Origin of the sequence: Streptomyces barringtoniae (assembly GCF_020819595.1) — a bacterium.
GTDB classification, from domain to species: Bacteria; Actinomycetota; Actinomycetes; order Streptomycetales; family Streptomycetaceae; genus Streptomyces; species Streptomyces barringtoniae.
In genome coordinates this window covers 490,393-507,900 of record NZ_JAJHNP010000002.1, presented here as the reverse complement: position 1 = coordinate 507,900, position 17,508 = coordinate 490,393, and the positions used below count along the sequence as shown (strand labels likewise).

Annotated in this window: 14 protein-coding genes and 2 pseudogenes; 12 read left to right on the top strand and 4 right to left on the bottom strand. The window is 67.2% G+C overall.

The window, feature by feature from the left end; all coding sequences use genetic code 11:
- Positions 1-6: 6 nt before the first annotated feature.
- A pseudogene (locus tag LMU33_RS04685) lies at positions 7-336 on the bottom strand (transposase); the annotation flags it as partial.
- Positions 337-674: 338 nt separating this feature from the next.
- Here LMU33_RS04685 and LMU33_RS04680 point away from each other — a divergent pair.
- The 10 genes from LMU33_RS04680 to LMU33_RS04635 all read left to right on the top strand — a co-directional run bounded on the left by LMU33_RS04680 (position 675) and on the right by LMU33_RS04635 (position 10,952).
- Positions 675-1,184 carry a PhzA/PhzB family protein gene (locus tag LMU33_RS04680; RefSeq protein ID WP_228617576.1) on the top strand — a complete coding sequence of 170 codons (510 nt, stop codon included), beginning with the start codon at positions 675-677 and terminating at the stop codon, positions 1,182-1,184.
- Between the two features lie 32 nt (positions 1,185-1,216).
- On the top strand, positions 1,217-2,398 hold the full coding sequence (locus tag LMU33_RS04675; protein ID WP_249813281.1) for a 3-deoxy-7-phosphoheptulonate synthase: 1,182 nt from the start codon (positions 1,217-1,219) through the stop codon (positions 2,396-2,398).
- A gap of 24 nt (positions 2,399-2,422) precedes the next feature.
- Positions 2,423-3,046, top strand: a complete 624-nt coding sequence (locus LMU33_RS04670) for an isochorismatase family protein (RefSeq protein WP_228617574.1) — start codon at positions 2,423-2,425, stop codon at positions 3,044-3,046.
- The gene (locus tag LMU33_RS04665) at positions 3,043-4,908 is read left to right on the top strand and encodes an anthranilate synthase family protein (protein WP_228617572.1); all 1,866 of its coding nucleotides are present in this window, start codon (positions 3,043-3,045) and stop codon (positions 4,906-4,908) included. The genes LMU33_RS04670 and LMU33_RS04665 overlap by 4 nt, the downstream gene beginning before the upstream one ends.
- Positions 4,905-5,258, top strand: a complete 354-nt coding sequence (locus LMU33_RS04660) for a hypothetical protein (RefSeq protein WP_228617571.1) — start codon at positions 4,905-4,907, stop codon at positions 5,256-5,258. The genes LMU33_RS04665 and LMU33_RS04660 overlap by 4 nt, the downstream gene beginning before the upstream one ends.
- A gap of 11 nt (positions 5,259-5,269) precedes the next feature.
- Positions 5,270-6,091 (top strand): PhzF family phenazine biosynthesis protein, encoded by an 822-nt coding sequence (locus LMU33_RS04655; protein ID WP_283844074.1) that lies wholly within the window; start codon positions 5,270-5,272, stop codon positions 6,089-6,091.
- A gap of 13 nt (positions 6,092-6,104) precedes the next feature.
- A complete protein-coding gene (phzG, locus tag LMU33_RS04650) occupies positions 6,105-6,752 on the top strand; it encodes a phenazine biosynthesis FMN-dependent oxidase PhzG (RefSeq protein ID WP_228617568.1) in 648 nt (215 codons plus the stop codon).
- Between the two features lie 106 nt (positions 6,753-6,858).
- The gene (locus tag LMU33_RS04645; protein WP_228617567.1) at positions 6,859-7,959 is read left to right on the top strand and encodes a phenylacetate--CoA ligase family protein; all 1,101 of its coding nucleotides are present in this window, start codon (positions 6,859-6,861) and stop codon (positions 7,957-7,959) included.
- Positions 7,959-9,323, top strand: coding sequence for an aldehyde dehydrogenase family protein (locus LMU33_RS04640; protein ID WP_228617565.1), 1,365 nt, complete (start codon positions 7,959-7,961; stop codon positions 9,321-9,323). The genes LMU33_RS04645 and LMU33_RS04640 overlap by 1 nt, the downstream gene beginning before the upstream one ends.
- Before the next feature lie 114 nt (positions 9,324-9,437).
- Positions 9,438-10,952, top strand: coding sequence for a GMC family oxidoreductase (locus LMU33_RS04635; protein WP_228617563.1), 1,515 nt, complete (start codon positions 9,438-9,440; stop codon positions 10,950-10,952).
- Between the two features lie 329 nt (positions 10,953-11,281).
- Here the strand turns inward: LMU33_RS04635 and LMU33_RS04630 are convergent, their stop codons facing one another.
- Positions 11,282-12,304: an Lrp/AsnC family transcriptional regulator gene (locus tag LMU33_RS04630; protein WP_228617562.1), complete on the bottom strand. Its 1,023-nt coding sequence runs from the start codon at positions 12,302-12,304 to the stop codon at positions 11,282-11,284.
- A 683-nt stretch (positions 12,305-12,987) separates the two neighbouring features.
- Between LMU33_RS04630 and LMU33_RS04625 the strand changes: the two genes are divergently transcribed.
- Positions 12,988-14,658: an ISAzo13 family transposase gene (locus LMU33_RS04625; protein WP_228617560.1), complete on the top strand. Its 1,671-nt coding sequence runs from the start codon at positions 12,988-12,990 to the stop codon at positions 14,656-14,658.
- 563 nt (positions 14,659-15,221) lie between these two features.
- Here the strand turns inward: LMU33_RS04625 and LMU33_RS04615 are convergent.
- Complete coding sequence (locus LMU33_RS04615) at positions 15,222-15,776, bottom strand: NAD(P)H-dependent oxidoreductase (RefSeq protein WP_228617558.1); 555 nt, start codon at positions 15,774-15,776, stop codon at positions 15,222-15,224.
- A gap of 314 nt (positions 15,777-16,090) precedes the next feature.
- On the opposite strand from LMU33_RS04615, the pseudogene LMU33_RS04610 reads away from it, so the two are divergent.
- A pseudogene (locus LMU33_RS04610) lies at positions 16,091-16,524 on the top strand (HoxN/HupN/NixA family nickel/cobalt transporter); the annotation flags it as partial.
- Between the two features lie 34 nt (positions 16,525-16,558).
- Here the strand turns inward: LMU33_RS04610 and LMU33_RS04605 are convergent.
- Positions 16,559-17,497: an L-tyrosine/L-tryptophan isonitrile synthase family protein gene (locus LMU33_RS04605; protein ID WP_228617556.1), complete on the bottom strand. Its 939-nt coding sequence runs from the start codon at positions 17,495-17,497 to the stop codon at positions 16,559-16,561.
- Positions 17,498-17,508 lie beyond the last annotated feature (11 nt).

Genomic DNA, 17,508 nt, shown 5'->3' with positions numbered 1-17,508 from the left:
CCTTTTCGCGCGCACGTGGGAGGAGTCCACGCAGGCGCGCGCCCAGTCGATCCGCCGGGCCGCGTTCAGCTCCGCGAGCAGTGTCCGGTGGACCTGGTCGAACACTCCCGCTTCCCTCCACCGGCACAGCCGGCGCCAGCAGGTCTGCCCCGAGCCGAAGCCCAGTTCAGGCGGCAACTGCTGCCACGTGATGCCCGTGAACAGCACGAACAGGATCCCCTGCAGGCACAGCCGGTCGTCCACCGGCCGCGGTCCCGGGGAGCGCTCCGGCCACGGTGGCAGGACCGGCTCGATCAGCGCCCACAGTTCGTCATCGACCATCCACGGTGCACTCACACCACCACAACGGACGAATCGTCACACCGGACACGGCCCACCAGCCCACAGCCACAAGATCGTGTTACGAGTGCTCAGGCAGATTCGCGCCCGCCATGGAGCAGATCCATCAGACGGTGATACCGGCTGGAATTTTTCGGCCAGACAGCGGTGAGCGGCTTCCCGAACGAGCCGGGGTATGAACAAGATTTCGCCTACCCGTCGTGCACGGGAGGGGATTCAACAGAAATCTCATGAACCAATGCATGATTGTGCTCTTTCGGCGTCGTCATGCCTGGTTTCGTCTGCCCTTGTGCGCGCGGTGGTCCCGCTTTACTTCGGCACTACAGGAAGAGCCAATGGTCGACATCACCGGCACCGCTGAAACCACCGATACGTTGTCGAGCTCCCGCGGCGACGCGGAACTGCGAGCGAGCAACCGTGCGATCGTGGAGCAGTACATGAATACCCGCGGGCAGGATCGCCTGCGCCGGCACCTTCTGTTCACCGAGGACGGCACCGGTGGTCTCTGGACGACCGAAACCGGAGAGCCGATCGTCATCACGGGCAGGGATCGACTGGGTGACCACGGCCAGTGGTCGCTCAAGTGCTTCCCCGACTGGGCCTGGACGAACATCGAGATCTTCGACACGCAGGACCCCAACCAGTTCTGGGTCGAATGCGACGGCGAGGGAACGATCCGCTTCCCCGACTATCCCGACGGCCACTACCGCAATCACTTCCTGCACTCCTTCCTGTTCGAGAACGGGAAGATCAAGCGCCAGCGCGAGTTCATGAACCCCTGCCAGCAGTTCAGGGCGCTGGGCATCGCCGTCCCTCAGGTCAAGCGGGCCGACATACCGACCTGAACGCCGTTCGCCGGGCGTCTTCTTGTCAACCAATGGAGAAGGTCGTTGTGGGAAACATCCTTGCCGAAATCGAGAGGTCCCAGGCGCGCCACCAGCCCGAATGGGACAATCCCTCACAGGTCGAGCTCGTACGAGCGATGCTGTCATCCGTCACACCGCTGGTGACCGCGGCGCAGGTAGAGAACCTCCGCTCCCACCTGGCCCGCGTCGCCGCCGGCGAGACGCAGGTGCTGCAGGCCGGGGATTGTGCGGAGGACCCAGCCGAGTGCACCGCTGGGCACATTCAAGCCAAGACCGAACTCATCGACCTGCTCGCCCAGAGCCTGGAGACCGCCACCGGCAAGCAGACCCTGCGGGTCGGGCGGATCGCAGGACAGTTCTCCAAGCCCCGCTCCAGCCAGGTCGAAAAAATCGGCGATGCCGAACTGCCGTCCTTCTTCGGGCACATGATCAACGGGCCGGAGCCTACCCACGAGAGCCGGCGTCCCGATCCACTGCGCATGCTCACGGGCTACATGGCGGCGCGGGAGATCATGACGCAGCTCGGGTGGGTCGGGTCAGCGCCTCGGCTTGACGGATCTGCTGTCTGGACCAGCCATGAAGCGCTGCTCCTGGACTATGAGATGTCGATGCTCCGAGAGCTCGACGGCGGTCGGCCCTTGCTCAGCTCCACCCACTGGCCGTGGATCGGCGAGCGGACCCGGCAGATCGACGGCCCGCACGTCGCACTGCTCGCCCAGGTGGTCAACCCGGTCGCCTGCAAGGTCGGCCCGTCAATGACCGCCGGCGAGATCGTCGAGCTGTGCGACCGGTTGGACCCGGAGCGGGAGCCGGGCCGGCTTTCACTCATCGTGCGCATGGGCGCCGACCTCGTCGCTGACAGGCTGCCCCGGCTCGTCGAGGCTGTGCAGTCGGCCGGGCACCCGGTGATCTGGCTCAGCGACCCGATGCACGGGAACACCGATTGCGCGGCTGACGGCACCAAGTACCGGCTCGTGGAAACCGTCGCCCGGGAAGTCCGCGGCTTCCGGCGGGTCCTGGACCTGGCGGGGGTTCCGGCCGGGGGGCTTCACCTCGAGGCGACCCCCGACGACGTGACCGAGTGCGTGCTGGACACGGCCGAGCTGGGGTCGGGCCCCGTCACCAGCCTGTGTGATCCGCGACTCAACACCCCCCAGGCCATCAAGGTGGTCTCGGCGTGGTCCGAGTACTGAGATTCCTAGAGAGGGAGGCTTTTGATGACGGGAATACCGCCGATCGCGCCTTACAGACTGCCGCCGAGGGATGCGCTGCCGGAAAACACCGTGCGCTGGACCGTCGACCCGGATCGGGCGGTGCTCCTCATCCACGACATGCAGAGCTATTTCCTCAAGCCCTTTGAGGAGGGCATGCGCAGCGAATTGGTGAGTAACATCGCCGACCTCAAGAAGCGCTGCGGAGCGCTGGGGGTGCCGGTGGCCTACACCGCCCAGCCCGGCGGGATGACGGACCGGCAGCGTGGACTCCTGAAGGACTTCTGGGGCCCCGGCATGCGCACTGACGAGTCCGAACGCGCGGTAGTTCCCGAACTCGAACCCGACGCGGACGACTGGATGAGCACGAAATGGCGCTACAGTGCGTTCTTCGGGTCGGAGCTGCTGCAGCGTATGCGCGCGCTTCAACGTGATCAGTTGATCATTTGCGGCGTCTACGCGCACATCGGTGTGCTGTCGACCGCTTTGGAGGCCTTCTCCAACGACCTCCAGCCCTTCCTGGTCGCCGACGCGCTCGGCGACTTCTCCGAAGACCGCCACAAAATGACCCTCGAATACGCGGCACGGTGCTGCGCCATGGTGGTCCGAACCGAGGACGTGCTCGCATGAGTGCTCTGCTTGAGCAGGTCCTCGGGCTGGAACTGCCCGCCTTCGCGATCATCCACCGTCCCGAAAGCGGCTCCGCCGGCACGCTGGACATCCTGACCGGCCAGGTGGCGGAGTACAAGTCGCTGGACGACATCCCGTTGGCCGACGACTCCGGGCCGGGTCCCGCGCTCGACACGCTGGTGCTCGTCCCCTACCGGCAACTGGCCGATCGCGGCTTCGCCGCGCGGGACGACGCCACGCCCCTGCTCGCGATGAGCCTCACCGCTCGCGACACGGTGCCGGTCGCCGAAGCGCTCGCCGGCTTCCCGCAGGTCCCGACGGAACTGACCGACGGACACTTCGACATGGACGACGACGCCTATGCGCAGATGGTGCGTCAGATCGTCACCGAGGAGATCGGCACCGGCGAGGGTGCCAACTTCGTGATGAAGCGCTCGTTCGTCGCGGACATCGGCGACTACTCGCCGACCAGCGCCCTGTCGTTCTTCCGGCGGCTGTTGGAGCGCGAGGAGAAGGCCTACTGGACCTTCATCATCCACACCGGCCGCAACACTCTCGTCGGTGCGACACCGGAGCGCCACGTCTCGCTCGTCGGCGGCACGGCCGTCATGAACCCGATCAGCGGAACGTACCGGTATCCGTCCGGCGGCCCCAGCTTGCAGGGGGTCATGGAGTTCCTCGCCGACACCAAGGAGACCGACGAGCTCTACATGGTCCTCGACGAGGAACTGAAGATGATGGCCCGGCTGTGCGATGACGGCGGGCGCGTCCACGGGCCGTACCTGAAGGAAATGGCGCGGCTGGCGCACACCGAATACCTGATCGAGGGCAGGACCAACCGCGATGTGCGCGAGGTCCTGCACGAGACGATGTTCGCCCCGACCGTCACCGGAAGCCCGCTGGAGAGCGCCGCCAAGGTCATCTCGCGCTACGAGCCGAAAGGACGCGGCTACTACAGCGGGGTCGCCGCGCTGATCGGACGGGACGCGGCCGGACAGCAGACACTTGACTCGGCGATCCTGATCCGGACGGCCGACATCGATCCCGGCGGCCGGATGAACATCTCCGTGGGGGCCACACTGGTGCGCCACTCCGACCCGATGGCTGAGGCCGCCGAGACCCACATCAAGCTGGCCACCCTGCTCAACGCGCTCAAGTCCGACCGTTCATCCGGCTACGCGGCCAACCCGGAGGTCCGCGCCGCCCTGGAGCGCCGCAACGAGGGGATCGCGGACTTCTGGCTCCGGGACAAGGATGACCGCCCGTCGGCCGGGGCGTCGCTGGACGGCGTGACGGCACTGGTCGTGGACGCGGAGGACACCTTCACCGCGATGCTCGACCAGCAGTTGCGGTCACTGGGGTTGTCCGTGGAGGTCCGCCGCTTCGACGAGTCGTACGACGTGGCGGCGTACGACCTGACGGTCTTCGGCCCCGGTCCGGGAGATCCGCGGATGACCTCCCACCCCAAGATCGCCAAGCTGCGGCAGTCGATCGACACCGCGCTGGCGAGTCGCCGGCCGATGCTGGCCGTGTGCCTGAGCCATCAGGTACTCAGCACGAAGCTCGGCTTCGAGCTGCACCGCCGCGAGGTACCCAACCAGGGCGTACAGCGTGAGATCGAACTGTTCGGCGTGCCCGAACGAGTGGGCTTCTACAACACGTTCGCCGCGCACAGCACGGTGAGCGAGCGCGCCGTCGAAGGGATCGGCGTGGTCGAGGTGAGCCGAGACCAGGAGACCGGCGAGGTGAACGCGCTACGCGGGCCGGGCTTCGCCTCGGTTCAGTTCCACGCCGAGTCGGTGCTCACCGTCGACGGCCCGCGGATCATCCGAGAGGCGATACAGGGGGTGCTCGGCCGATGAGAGTGGATGTCGTCTGGTGGGATCTGGCCAGGTCCCACCAGACCGTCGAATCCCTGGAGGAGGATCTTCGTGACGGCTCCGTCGAGCCGTGGCACGAGGTCAAGGGACTGCGTCTGAAGCTGTGGATCGCCGACCGTGAACGCGGCCGTTGGGGCGCGGTCATGTGGTGGGACTCGGACGTTCCGGCAGATCAGCAGCTGCCCCCCAACCGGGCGGCCGAGCTGATCGGGTACGCACCCGACCACCGCACCAGCTTCGACGTCGCAGCGGTGGCCGAGGGGATCGACTCGCTCGGCCTCGCCTTCTCCGCCGGGCCCTCGGTACCGGCACAAGCCCTGGAGCGCCGGTAATGCACCGATACATGGTCGTAGACGCTTTTGCCAGCGAGCCGCTGCTGGGCAACCCGGTCGCCGTCTTCTTCGACAGCGAGGATCTGACCGGTGAGACGATGCAACGCATCGCGAAGGAGATGAACCTCTCCGAGGTCACCTTCGTGCTGCCGGCCGAGCAGGACGGCGACGCACGGATCAGGATCTTCACCCCGGTGAACGAACTGCCGTTCGCCGGCCACCCGATGCTCGGCACAGCCTTCGCGCTCGGTCGGACCTGGGGACGCGACAGGCTGCAGCTGGAGACCGCGATGGGTGTCATCCCGTTCGAGCTGGGCAGCCGCGACGGCGCCGCGTGGGTCCAGATGGAGCAGCCGGTTCCCAGTTCGAAGCCCTACGATCTCGCCACGGAACTCCTGGCCGCCCTCGGGGTCGGGTCGTCGACGGCTCCGGTCGAGATCTACCACAACGGGCCGCGTCACGTTTTCGTGGGGTTGAGCGACGTTGAGGCGCTTTCCGCTCTCCACCCGGATCATCGCGCCCTCTCGCGCTTCCCCGATATGGCCGCCAACTGCTTCGCCAAGGCAGACGGGGGTTGGCGGACGCGGATGTTCTCCCCCGCCTACGGTGTGGTCGAGGACGCGGCGACCGGTTCCGCTGCCGGGCCTCTCGCGATTCACCTGGCCCGACACGGGTTCGCCGAGTACGGGCAGGAGATCAAAATTACCCAGGGCGTGGAAATGGGACGCCCGTCGGTCATGAGGGCGACCGCCGAGGGGGTCGGCGAGTCAATCAGCTCGGTCCACGTCGGCGGGCACGCCGTCATGGTTGCCGAGGGAACAATCAATGTCTAGCGGGGGCCCTTTCATGGACGCAAGTGGATACGAGTCCCTCAGCGGGAAGGTCGACCTCCCCTTTCCCGAGTACGACCAGCCGCCGTCGGAGCCTCTCCAGCTGGTGCGCAGCTGGCTTTCCGAGGCACGGGAAATCGGAGTCCGCGAGCCCAGCGCGCTGGCGCTGGCCACTGCGGACTCCCGCGGCCGCGCCTCCAACCGGATAGTCGCCATCACCGATGTCACTGACCTCGGTGTGGTGTTCACCAGCCACAGCTGCAGCCAGAAGGGACGCGAACTCGCTGCTACGGGGTGGGCGTCGGGTTTGCTGTACTGGAGGGAGACCGGTCAGCAGATCATTCTCTCCGGTCCGGTCGAGCTGCTGCCCGACGCGGAGTCGGACGCCCTGTGGTCCGCCCGGCCGATTCCGTTGCACGCCATGTCGACGGTCACTCAGCAGAGTGAGCCACTGGAGGACCTGGAGGACGTCGAGGTCCTGCGCGCCAGGGCACGCAGCCTGGAGCTGACCGGGGAGCCCCAGCCCCGGCCGGAGTTCTTCGTCGGCTACCGGCTGCAGCCCGACGTCGTCGAATTCTGGTCCGCGAGCTCGGACCGGCTGCACCGCAGGCTGCGCTATGACCGCGACTCGCTCGAGTGGCGTACGAGCCGGCTGCAACCGTAGTCCCCGCTCCTTCGACAAACCCTCCTGGCGCTCACCGCCTTTCACGGCTTCGGCGGCATCGTCGTCGTGCCCGGATACGCCCGACCCTTTCCATGAGGAAGAGACAATGCCGCTTACCGCAGACCAGATCCTGGATCTTCCGTTCGACGTCCAGCCCGATCCGGACGAGTTCATCCGTGCCGCCATGGAGTGGCACTTCAATCCCGAGACCGGCTGCAAGTTCTGGCTGGACCGAGCCGCTACTCTCGGCTTCGATCCGCGAGCCGATGTCAAGACGCACGAGGACCTCCGGCTCTTCCCGAACGTGGCCGCGGAGCTTCGCGACGTCCGTGGCGAGGACCTGGTTCCCAGGGGATACGGAAACCAGCCCGACGTGGTCGGGTTCTTCGAAAGCGGCGGCACCACCGGCGCTCCGAAGCGGGTCGTTCTGATGCGGGACTGGCTTGACCGCATGGTGAGCTGGAGCAACGCGAACCTGGACCGCCACGGTGTGCCGCGCGGAGGGAACTGGCTGGGAGTCATCCCGACCGGGCCGCACGTCGTGGGCACCCTGTTCCGGCAGCACGCCGTGACGCACGGCCGCCATGGCTTCACGATCGACCTCGATCCGCGCTGGGTGAAACGGCTCATCGCCGACGGTCAGTTCGGGCAGGTCGACGCCTACGCCCAGCACCTCATCGACCAGGCCGCCGACGTCCTGCGAACGCAGGACATCGGCCTGCTCACCATCACGCCCCCGCTGCTGGAACGGCTGGCCAGGGACGAGAAGCTGGTCGCCCTGGTGAACGAGCGGGTGAAGTGCATCAGGTGGGGAGGCACTCAGATGGACGCCGACACCCGGCACCTCTTCAAGACCGAGGTGTTCCCCGAGGTCGCGCTGTGCGGCGAGTACGGAAGCACGATGATCATCGGGGTCGCGGGCGAGCGCGCCGGGATCTCCGTCGACGATCCGTGTGTCTTCGACTCGTTCTCCCCCTACGTGACCTTCACGGTCGTCGATCCGAAGAGCCTCGAGCCGGTGTCCTACGGAGAGCGGGGCCGGGTGCTGGTCAACCACGTCAGCAAGTCCTTCCTGCTGCCCAGCAACCTGGAACGTGACCTCGCCACTCGGATTCCTCAGGTGAACGGCTTGGTCGGGGACTCGGTCGCCGACATCTCCACGATCGCGGTCTTCGAGGACGAGAACGTCATCGAGGGGGTTTACTGATGATCGACCTGCCCGCGCTCGGTGCAACGGGTGCCTACCGCTCCAGGAACATACAGACGGTCACCGATGTGGCAGGCACTGCCCTCGCGGAACTGAGCCTCGTGCCGCCGTTGTACGTCAACCGCACCATGGCGGCGCTGCGCCGGGGCAGCGGCATGCCGGCCGACGAACGGGCCGACGCGCTGATCCGTGCGGCCAAGCTCTTCGCGACCGCGACGATCGACGGCCTGACCGTCGAGGAGTATCAACACGCTGTCAGCAGGGTCGGTGGCGTCCCGATCTCCTCCGTCGTCACGGCGACCACGACGGTCGCCGAGCGGGTGGCGAAGGCTCATGCGAGCGTCCAGTACGCGCGCCCGCGGGGGGCGGTCGACAACTGGCGCGATCCGCTGACGCGGACCGGGCGTTCGGTGTGGACACGGCGCGGAGACGTGTTCGCCGTGCACGCCGCGGGCAACCACCCCGGCACCCACAGCATCTGGCCGGAGGCAATGGCGCTGGGCTACCGCGTCGCCGTCCGCCCGTCGAGCCGCGATCCCTTCACCCCGCACCGGCTCGTGGCGGCACTGCGGAGCGCGGGATTCGCCGACGACCAGGTGGTGCTCCTGCCCACCGACCACGCCGGTGCCGACGCCATCCTGCACGGCGCCGACCTGGGGATGGTGTACGGCGGCGAAGAGGTGACCCGCAAGTACGGCGAGGCCGCGACGGTGCTGCCGCAGGGGCCGGGTCGGTCGAAGATCCTCATCACGGCCGACGTGGACTGGCGCGACCACCTGGACGTGATCGTCTCATCCGTGAGCGGCCACGGCGGGACCGGATGCGTGAACACGACAGCCATCTTCGTGGAGGGCGACCCGACTCCGCTCGCCGAGGCGGTCGCGGCGCGGCTGTCCGCCGCGACGCCCTTGCCGCCCGAGGACGACAAGGCCGTACTCCCCGTACAACCGGTCGCGGTCGCCAAGGCGATCGAAACGTACCTGCTGAAGAAGGCGGCCGGCGCCCGGCCCTGGCTCGGCGGCGACGGCGTCGTGGGCGAACTCGGGGACGGGAGCGCCGCGCTGATGCCGGCCGTCCACCAACTCGACGATCCAGCCGCTCCGCAGGCAGGTGTGGAACTGCCGTTCCCCTGCGTGTGGATCGCGCCGTGGACGCCCGAGGCCGGCACGGAGCCGCTGAAGAACACGCTCGTGCTCAACGCGATGACCCACGACACCCAGCTCATCGACCGCCTGCTCGGCGAGCCGACCATCAGCAACCTGTACCTGGGAAGCCAGCACACCCACTGGATGGATCCCTCGGTACCGCACGACGGCTACCTGGCCGACTTCCTCATGCGGAACAAGGGCGTCATCCGGAACTGAAAGTGGTTCTGGCAACGCTCACGTCCGCACCGTGAGCGCGGTTCCGATGTCGCCCGCGGCGGCTCGCCACCGGGACGCTCCCTCCAACTCCAACGAGATCGAAAGGGTCATACCTTGTCCCACTCCGTCGAACCGGCCGACGTCCTGATCGTCGGCGGCGGGTCGGCCGGCGCAGTGCTCGCCGCGCGCCTGAGCGAGAACCCCGCCCGGCGCGTCGTGCTGCTCGAGGCCGGGCCGGACTACGGCCCCACTCAGTTCCCCGACGCGCTGCTCGACGCCAACCGCATCGCCGATCTCGATCACGACTGGGGATACACCTCACGGGGTGGGCGACTGAGCCCCTCGATGGTCGCTCTGCGCGGCAAGGTGATGGGCGGGAGTTCCGCCGTCAACGCCGGCGCCGCTCTCCGCGCCCGCGCCCGCGACTTCGCCCGCTGGGCCGAGAACGGGCTCGTCGACTGGAGCTTCGCTGACGTCCTGCCGTACTTCCGCGCCCTGGAAAACACCCCCACCGGCGAGGACGAGTTCCACGGGCGAAGCGGGCCGATGCCCGTGCGCCAACTGACCGACTCCGAGCTGACCCCCGCGCATCGTGGCTTCATCGACGCCGCAGTCGCCCTTGGCCACAAGCGGATCACCGACTTCAACGGTGCCGAGCAGGACGGAGTCGGAGCCTTCGCGGTCAACGTCCTCGATGGGATCCGACAGAACACCGCACTGGTCTACCTCACCGCTGAGGTGCGCGCTCGCCCGAATCTCACCGTGCACGGTGCCATCACCGTCGACCGGGTCCTGTTCCGCGGTGGCACTGCGACCGGAGTGGTCACCGCCGACGGGACCGTGCACAATGCCGACGAGGTGATCCTCTCTGCCGGGACCTACGGAAGCGCGGCGATCCTGCTGCGCTCCGGCATCGGCCCCGCCGGCGAACTGGCGTCGCTCGGCATCGAGTCCCTCGCCGACCTACCCGTCGGACAACACCTGCAAGACCACCCTTTCTGCCCCGCGGTCTATGCACTCGCCCCGGGGCGAGGGGAGATGGCTCCGGCCCTCGGCGCGCTGCTGTGGACCGCCTCCAGCGAGGCCGCGGACGGTGAACTCGACCTGCACGTCGTCGCCGTCCATCCCAACGGGGCTCCGTTCATGCCCGCCGGCGGCGTCATCGCCCTGTCCACGGCTCTCGTGCTCCCCGACGCGCAGGGCACGGTGCGCCTCACCAGCCGCGATCCGCTTGCCCAGCCCTTGATCGACCACAACTACCTCGGCACCGAGCGCGACCGCCGACGCATGCGCGAAGGCGTACGAATCGCCCGTGATCTGGCCCGCGACCCGGCACTCGCGCCGTCGCTCGCCGGGCTGCTGATGCCGCGCGAACTGCCCGACGACGCCGAGGAACTGACGCGGGTGATCGAATCCAGCCTCTCCATCTACGGTCACCCCACCTCCACCGCCCCTATGGGTGCCGCCGACTCGCCTCAGGCCGTCGTCGACTCCCGCGGAGCCGTGCACGGACTCGCCGCCCTGCGTGTTGTGGACGCCTCGATCATCCCGTACGTGCCCTCCAGCGTCACCAACCTCACCACGATCATGCTCGCCGAACGCATCGCCCACCTCGTCTACAACCACTGATAGCCATAGGCTGCCGAGAGGCCGGCCACTCACTTTGATCATTCTGGGGCCGAGCCCCAGGCCCCGCGTTCCTGCACTCACCGCCACTTGCCTAGCTGAACTCGACGGGAGTTCAGCTGGGCAAGCTCGGCTTGGGGCGCGGCGAGCGCCGCATTCGATGGGTGCGGAGATTCGGCGCACTTCACGCAGGCCAGGCCACGTATTCAGACCTCTGGTTGAGGAAACGAGGCTCACGCTACGGATCTGCGTGAGATTCCCCCGGGCCACTCGACATTTCGCACGATGCTGAAACCCTGGACTGATCGACTGATGGAGGCTCCGAACCCGCGTCAGGCTGAATTGCTGCGCCTGGGGCTGCTCTGCAGGAACGGACTGCGGGTCTTCAGGGTCCTCTGGACGGGACTTGTTTCGAGCATGCGGATGGAGTCCAGGGCGCTGAGCCTATCGGCCAGGTAGTCATGCAGTTCACTGGGACTCTTGCACAAGACGAGGCCCACCAGGTTGGTTGGGCCGGTGGTAGAGGCCAGGAAGGCTAGCTCCCTGTGTTGGATCAGGGTGCTCGCTACCTGGTTCAGGTGCGCGGGGGCGACCGACATCCACAGCAGGGCTTGCGTGGTGATGCCGTATACCTCCGCACTGATCTCGACGTCGAAGGTGAGCATGCCGCTGGCCTGCAAGGCAGCGAGTCGGCGCGTAATGGTCGAGGGAGACTGGCCGGTCTCGGAGGCGAGGCCTGTGTAGCTGATGCGGCCGTTATGCTGCAACGCGGCCAGGAGGTGCCAGTCCGCCTGGGTCAGGGATGAGCGGAACTTGGACTCGTCAGCGTCATCTGACGAGTCGAGTGCTCGGCGCAGTTGTTCCTGCTGCTCGTTGGTGAGAGCGGTAGTGTGCCCCTGCCATGCGGTGGGACCGCCTAAATAGGTATGCAGCAGGCGGTGCGCCGACACATCGGCGATGTTGGCCGCACGAGGGATCTCGCGGAACAGCAGCGTATGGTGCGCCGTGGAGCTCATGACGAAGCAGATTTCGGTCCCCCCGGACACGAGCCGCACCCAGGTGGTGTCGTCCCGCCGAGCCAGGCTCTGCGCGACGCTCTGAGCGGTGTTCGGGCTGGCCGTGAGCCTCAGAATCCACTTCCCACCTGACGCTTGCCGCGGGTTCACCACCCCGACAACGCGAAGCGACAGCTCGCTGCTCAGCCGCCCGTAGCGACGGGCGACTGTTTGCGTGGAGACGCCCAGAACCTCGGCGATCCGGCTGAACGGCGCCCGACCGTCGATACGCAGGGCATGAATAATGCAGTGGTCCAATTCATCGACTGCGGGGACCGTTGGCTCAGAGAATTCGCCCACTGGCCGTATAGGGCCAGGGACGCTCAGAACGGTTTGCGGCACCAGTTTCCCCCCTGGTAGCATGAGACATGACCTCGTCAAGGACTTGGCTGTCGGCGACGGCGTTTTTCATCACCAGGGCCCCGGCGAGTTTCGTGCCATGGTGATGGTCAGCCAGTTCTCGTGATCGTCATGCTTTGCCGGATTTGGCGCACGAGCATGGAGTCGCACGATCGTGGTTTGATTACGTGTTCCGTAGCACCAGCCTGCCGGCCTCGAACGCGAGACCCACCGACCTGGCGGTCCGTCAACAGCTGCACTGGTCCGCCGAGTACCGGCACCACGTTCTGGATCGCACCCTCGAGGAGAGGCGCCGCCAGGCCCGCACTGCACGCCTGCCTGGGAACCTCTCCACCCTGCACGACCTGGCATTCCAATGCAGCCGCTGCCACTACACCAGCCCCCCGACCAGCTCATGAACTACTACGGACCATGACCATCACCACGAAGTGGACACCGATAGGTCAAGAGGAACTCGCCGGGGTCCTGACTCATCGCCAGGGCTTGGTCGGCGGAATCCACTAGGTCAATCTAGGAGGCGAGTGTACATGTTCTCGCTCTGCGTGGGTACGGCGGTCTGCCCAGGGACCTGACGATTAATAACTTCGATGTTCTGTGCGGTGGTTGGGTCGTAGGATCCCGGTATGGAGGGGATCGAGGCGGCGCTGGTGGAGAAGTTCGCACGGTTACTGCCGCATCTGGATGAGCGACGCCGGCGTCTGGTACTCGGCGCGGATGCGCGGGCGCTGGGACACGGCGGGATCCGTGTGGTGGCGCGTGCCGCAGGGGTTTCGGAGGACACCGTCTCGCGCGGGGCGGCTGAACTGGACGCAGGGATGTCGCCCTCGGTGCGCGTGCGTCGGCCCGGGGCGGGGCGCAAGCGGCTGCGCGAGCACGACCCCGGCCTGGTAGCCGCGCTCTTGGCGCTGGTGGAGCCCGGGAAGCGCGGAGATCCGGAGTCCCCCTTGCGGTGGACGACCAAGTCGACCCGCAAACTGGCCGCCGAGCTGTCGGCTCAGGGGTACCGCATCGGCGCGGACACCGTGGCCGCCGTGCTGAAGGAGGAGGGCTTCTGCCTGCGGGCGGCCTCGCGGACCATCGAGGGTGCCCGGCATCCCGACCGGGATGCCCAGTTCCGCTACATCAACGACAGGGTCTGCGAGTTCACGCAGGCAGGCGAGCCGGTGATCAGCGTGGACACCAAGAAGGAGGTGCTCGGCGACTACGCGGTGGCCGGTCGCGAGTGGCACCGCGCCGGTCAGCCCGTGCAGGTCCGCGCGCACGACTTCCCGGAGAAGGGCGCGCAGAAGGCGGTGCTCTACGGGATCTACGACCTGGCCGCGGACGCCGGGTGGGTCTCGGTGGGCTGCGACGGGGACACGGCGGCGTTCGCCGTGGCCACCCTGCGCCGCTGGTGGGATGCGGAGGGACGGGCCCGCTACCCGGACGCAACCCGGCTGCTGATCACCGCGGACGCCGGCGGGGCGAACGGCTGCCGGGTGCGGGCCTGGAAGAAGGAGCTCGCCGACTTCACCTGCGCGGCCGGCCTGGAGGTCATGGTCTGCCACTTCCCTCCGGGGACATCGAAGTGGAACAAGATCGAGCACCGCCTGTTCTCCCGGATCAGCACCAACTGGCGCGGCAGGCCGCTCACCAGCCATGAAGTCGTCGTCAACACCATCGGCGCGACCACGACCCGCACCGGGCCCACCGTCCGCGCCGAACTCGACTCCGGCGCCCACCCGACCGGCACCACCGTTCCCGACCACGTCATGGACCGGATCCCCCTGGAGCCGCACGAGTGGCACGGCACCTGGAACTACAGCATCCGACCCGAACCGCTCGGCCCCGAACCGCTCGGCCCCGAACCCCCGAGCTCGTCACCGGAGTTCGGCCGCTTCCCCGCGGGGGACAAGGCCCCCGCATGGCTGCACCATCCCAGCCTGACCGGCATGGAGCCCGCCGCCTGGCAGACTCTGCTCGGCCGCTACCGCGACTACCTGGACGAGCACCCGCCGATCATGATCCCCGGCAGGAAGACCGGCCCCGGCACCGGCAGCCACTGCCTCTCCATCGCCGACCGCCTCCTCGTCTGCGTCCTCAAGACCCGCTGGTCCCTGCCCCAGCCGCCGCTGGCGTCCCTCCTCGGCGTCTCCGAGGCCGTGATCGGCGCCGCCGTCCGCGACGTCGGCCGCGACCTCGCGGCTCTCGGGCACACGGTACCCACTGGTGCCATCACCGTGACCACCGCCGAGCAACTCGCCGCCATCGCCGGACACACCCTCGTCCCGGAGAGCACCAAGATCCCGAAGTAATTTTCCGGCAGCTCCCACGGCTCAGCCTGGGAGCGCAGGAACGTGGCCCAACTCGGTCCGTTACGTCGTGGAGCCGGGTCGATACCGTGCCTCTTGAGGATCTCCCAGACGGTGGAGGGCGCCACCGTGATCCCGAGACCGGCCAACTCCCCAGTGATGCGGCAATTGTTGACGGGAAGTCACAGGCCCGCGTGCCGGGCTCGAGGTATCGGAGCCAGGAACGCGGCGAACAACGCCCGATCCGCCCATGTCGGCTTCGTGCGCGCGGCCACGCGATGCTCGAGCAGCGCGACCTGGTGGCGAAGATCTCCGCGTCTTTCCAGGCCGCCGAACGCCGTGAGGGCCGCAGCCACTGTTGGTTCGGCCGCCGCCCGTAGGGTTTCAAGGCTGCTTCACCGAGCCTGAGTCGAGCTTCCTTCGCTGAACTCCGTCGAGTTCAGCGAAGGAAGCGGCGGTGACATGAAGGAATGCGCGGCCTGAGGCTGGGCCCCGGAATAAACGTCGTGATCCATCGTGAAAGCTCGAAGAATTCACGAAGAATCGAGATTCACGAATAACCGAGGTCAGCCGACCGGCGTCTCACTGGTCGCGATGAGCCTGCGGTATTCCTTGGCGTCCAGGACGAGGTTCTCGTCCGACGGGTCGAACATCATGCCGTAGACGGCGTGAAAACCCTGGTAGTCAAGCTGGCAGAACTGCAGCGTTTGAGCGACCGGGGCGAGGTACTCCTCGAGGGTCCGTCGGGCGAGGCCGTCCGCGGCGTAGGTCTCCGGGGTGCTGCCGGCCGTGACGGCCAGCCAAGCCTTCTTGCCGTGCAGCGCGGAGGCGGAACCGTCGAAGGTGAAGGCGAAACCGTACACCAGCACCGCGTCGAACCAGGCCTTGAGCATCGAGGTTACGTTGTACCAGTAGACCGGGAACTGGAGAACAACGGTGTCGTGCTCGCGCAGCAGCTGCTGCTCGCGTGCGACATCGATGTTGAAATCGGGGTAAGCCTCGTAGAGGTCGTGGACGGTGACGTTGTCCAAGTCCCTGATCTCGGCGAGCCGGGTGGCGTTGGCACGGGATTCCGTGAGGTTCGGGTGGGCGACAATGACGAGGGTGCGATTGGTGGTCACTGACTGTTCCTTTTCTCGTGTAGGACGCGAACCCGTGTGCGTCATCACTGTCAATGTTGGCGAGCGGGTCGGCCGTGTCCGCGGTCATGCGTTCTTCTCGAGCGCTTTGAAAGGGCGATCGTTTCGGAACGAGCGGCTGTGTCTCTGTAAGTAAAGGCGGTCGGTGATCCGAGCGGCGTTTGTCACGCAATATTGACGGACTCGTTCCACCGGCGACCGTCCTGGTGGTGGATATTCACGCGCACCCCCGACGTCCCAGGGCTTCGGCACAGTCGGCCGGCGTCCGGTTCGTGACGGTCTGTCGGACTGGGCGGGCCGGGAAGCGTGACAGGCGCGGTCTCCCAGATCATGGAGTTCTCTACGCCCGTGATCCGAGTGGAAGACCGTGCCTGCCTGCGCATTCATCGCCGGCATGAGCCTGTTCGACACCCTCGACGGCACCTTCATGAACTTCGCCTACCAGTGGGCGTTCTCCAACCCCGTCCGCAAGGTGTTCTACAACCTCGCCATCACCGGCCTGTCCATCGCCGTCGCCTTCTTCGTCGGCACCATCGAACTGGTCGGCGTCCTGCACGACAAGCTCGACCTGAACGACGACGTCACCGGCTGGATCGCGGGCCTGAACCTCGACAACGTCGGCTACATCACCGTCGGCCTGTTCGTGCTCGTCTGGGCCGCAGCCATCGCCTACTGGCGCCTGGCCAAGGTCGAGGAACGCTGGAGCGCCCGCGCCGCGGACACCGGCTGACGGCACGGTGGCCGTCGCCGCGACCCCGGCCTGATCAGTTGTGCACGAAGTGGCTGGGTCTGCCGTCGCGTTGAATCAGACGACCCAGCCGGGCCGCCGTCGCCCGGGGCACGAGCGTCCAGGTGCCGTCGGCGCGGTGGAGTGCGGTGGAGTGCCAGGGGGTGGTCCAGGCGTCGGGGGCGTCAAGGAGGCGGATGCCGAATTTCGGCGCGCCGACGGGTTGCGGGTGGATCGAGAGGCGTACGGCGTGGGGGTGGTGTTCGGCGATCAGGTCGCCCCAGGCGCGGCTGCGCTGGATGACGCCGTAGGCGCGTTGCCGGCATTCGCGTTGGAGGGCGGACCGGGTGCCGGTCCAGTCGGCGGTGTCCTCGACGAGGAAGCGCGTGATGCCCCGGTAGAGGGCGAGGGTCTGGTCGTCGGTACGGGCCTCGGCACGCAGAGCGTCCAGGGTGGGGGCGTGGCGGTCGTGGACGTGGGCACGTTTCGTGTCGTGCGGGAGGTCGCCGAGGATGTCGCGGAGGTCGAAGACGGACAGTCCGTCCAGGCCCAGTTGAGCTATCTGTATTCGAAGGTCGTCGGCGTACGCGTCGATGTGGTGGTCGGGGACGTGGATGAGGTCGCCGAATACGTGGCCGTCGGAACAGATGATCACCCGGGCGCCGGGCGGGTAGATCCGCTCGATCTCGGTGCACAGGGTGTTCAGGAACGTCAGGGAGAGGCGTTCGCCCTGGTCGGGGAGGTGACCGAGGACCTTGGCGGGGTTGGGGGACTTACAGGGGAAGGCGGGCAGGGTGAAGACGACCGGGGCGCCCTCGCGTACGAAGTCGGCGATGCGGCGCAGCTGATGGGGGAATGCTTCCGCAGGGGTGGGAACGGGAGCGGGATCGGTCGTGCGGTGATGCGGCAGGAGCAGGTTGAGGATCTCGGTGCCGATGCGGGTGGGGAGGGCGTCCGACGCGGTCGTCAGGGGCATGTCGTTCCTCC

Bases quoted from the DNA above. Each gene is read 5' to 3' on its own strand.
- LMU33_RS04680 (WP_228617576.1), top strand. From the start codon at position 675: ATGGTCGACATCACCGGCACCGCTGAAACCACCGATACGTTGTCGAGC.
- LMU33_RS04675 (WP_249813281.1), top strand. From the start codon at position 1,217: ATGGAGAAGGTCGTTGTGGGAAACATCCTTGCCGAAATCGAGAGGTCC.
- LMU33_RS04670 (WP_228617574.1), top strand. From the start codon at position 2,423: ATGACGGGAATACCGCCGATCGCGCCTTACAGACTGCCGCCGAGGGAT.
- LMU33_RS04665 (WP_228617572.1), top strand. From the start codon at position 3,043: ATGAGTGCTCTGCTTGAGCAGGTCCTCGGGCTGGAACTGCCCGCCTTC.
- LMU33_RS04660 (WP_228617571.1), top strand. From the start codon at position 4,905: ATGAGAGTGGATGTCGTCTGGTGGGATCTGGCCAGGTCCCACCAGACC.
- LMU33_RS04655 (WP_283844074.1), top strand. From the start codon at position 5,270: ATGGTCGTAGACGCTTTTGCCAGCGAGCCGCTGCTGGGCAACCCGGTC.
- phzG (WP_228617568.1), top strand. From the start codon at position 6,105: ATGGACGCAAGTGGATACGAGTCCCTCAGCGGGAAGGTCGACCTCCCC.
- LMU33_RS04645 (WP_228617567.1), top strand. From the start codon at position 6,859: ATGCCGCTTACCGCAGACCAGATCCTGGATCTTCCGTTCGACGTCCAG.
- LMU33_RS04640 (WP_228617565.1), top strand. From the start codon at position 7,959: ATGATCGACCTGCCCGCGCTCGGTGCAACGGGTGCCTACCGCTCCAGG.
- LMU33_RS04625 (WP_228617560.1), top strand. From the start codon at position 12,988: ATGGAGGGGATCGAGGCGGCGCTGGTGGAGAAGTTCGCACGGTTACTG.
- LMU33_RS04605 (WP_228617556.1), bottom strand. From the start codon at position 17,497: ATGCCCCTGACGACCGCGTCGGACGCCCTCCCCACCCGCATCGGCACC.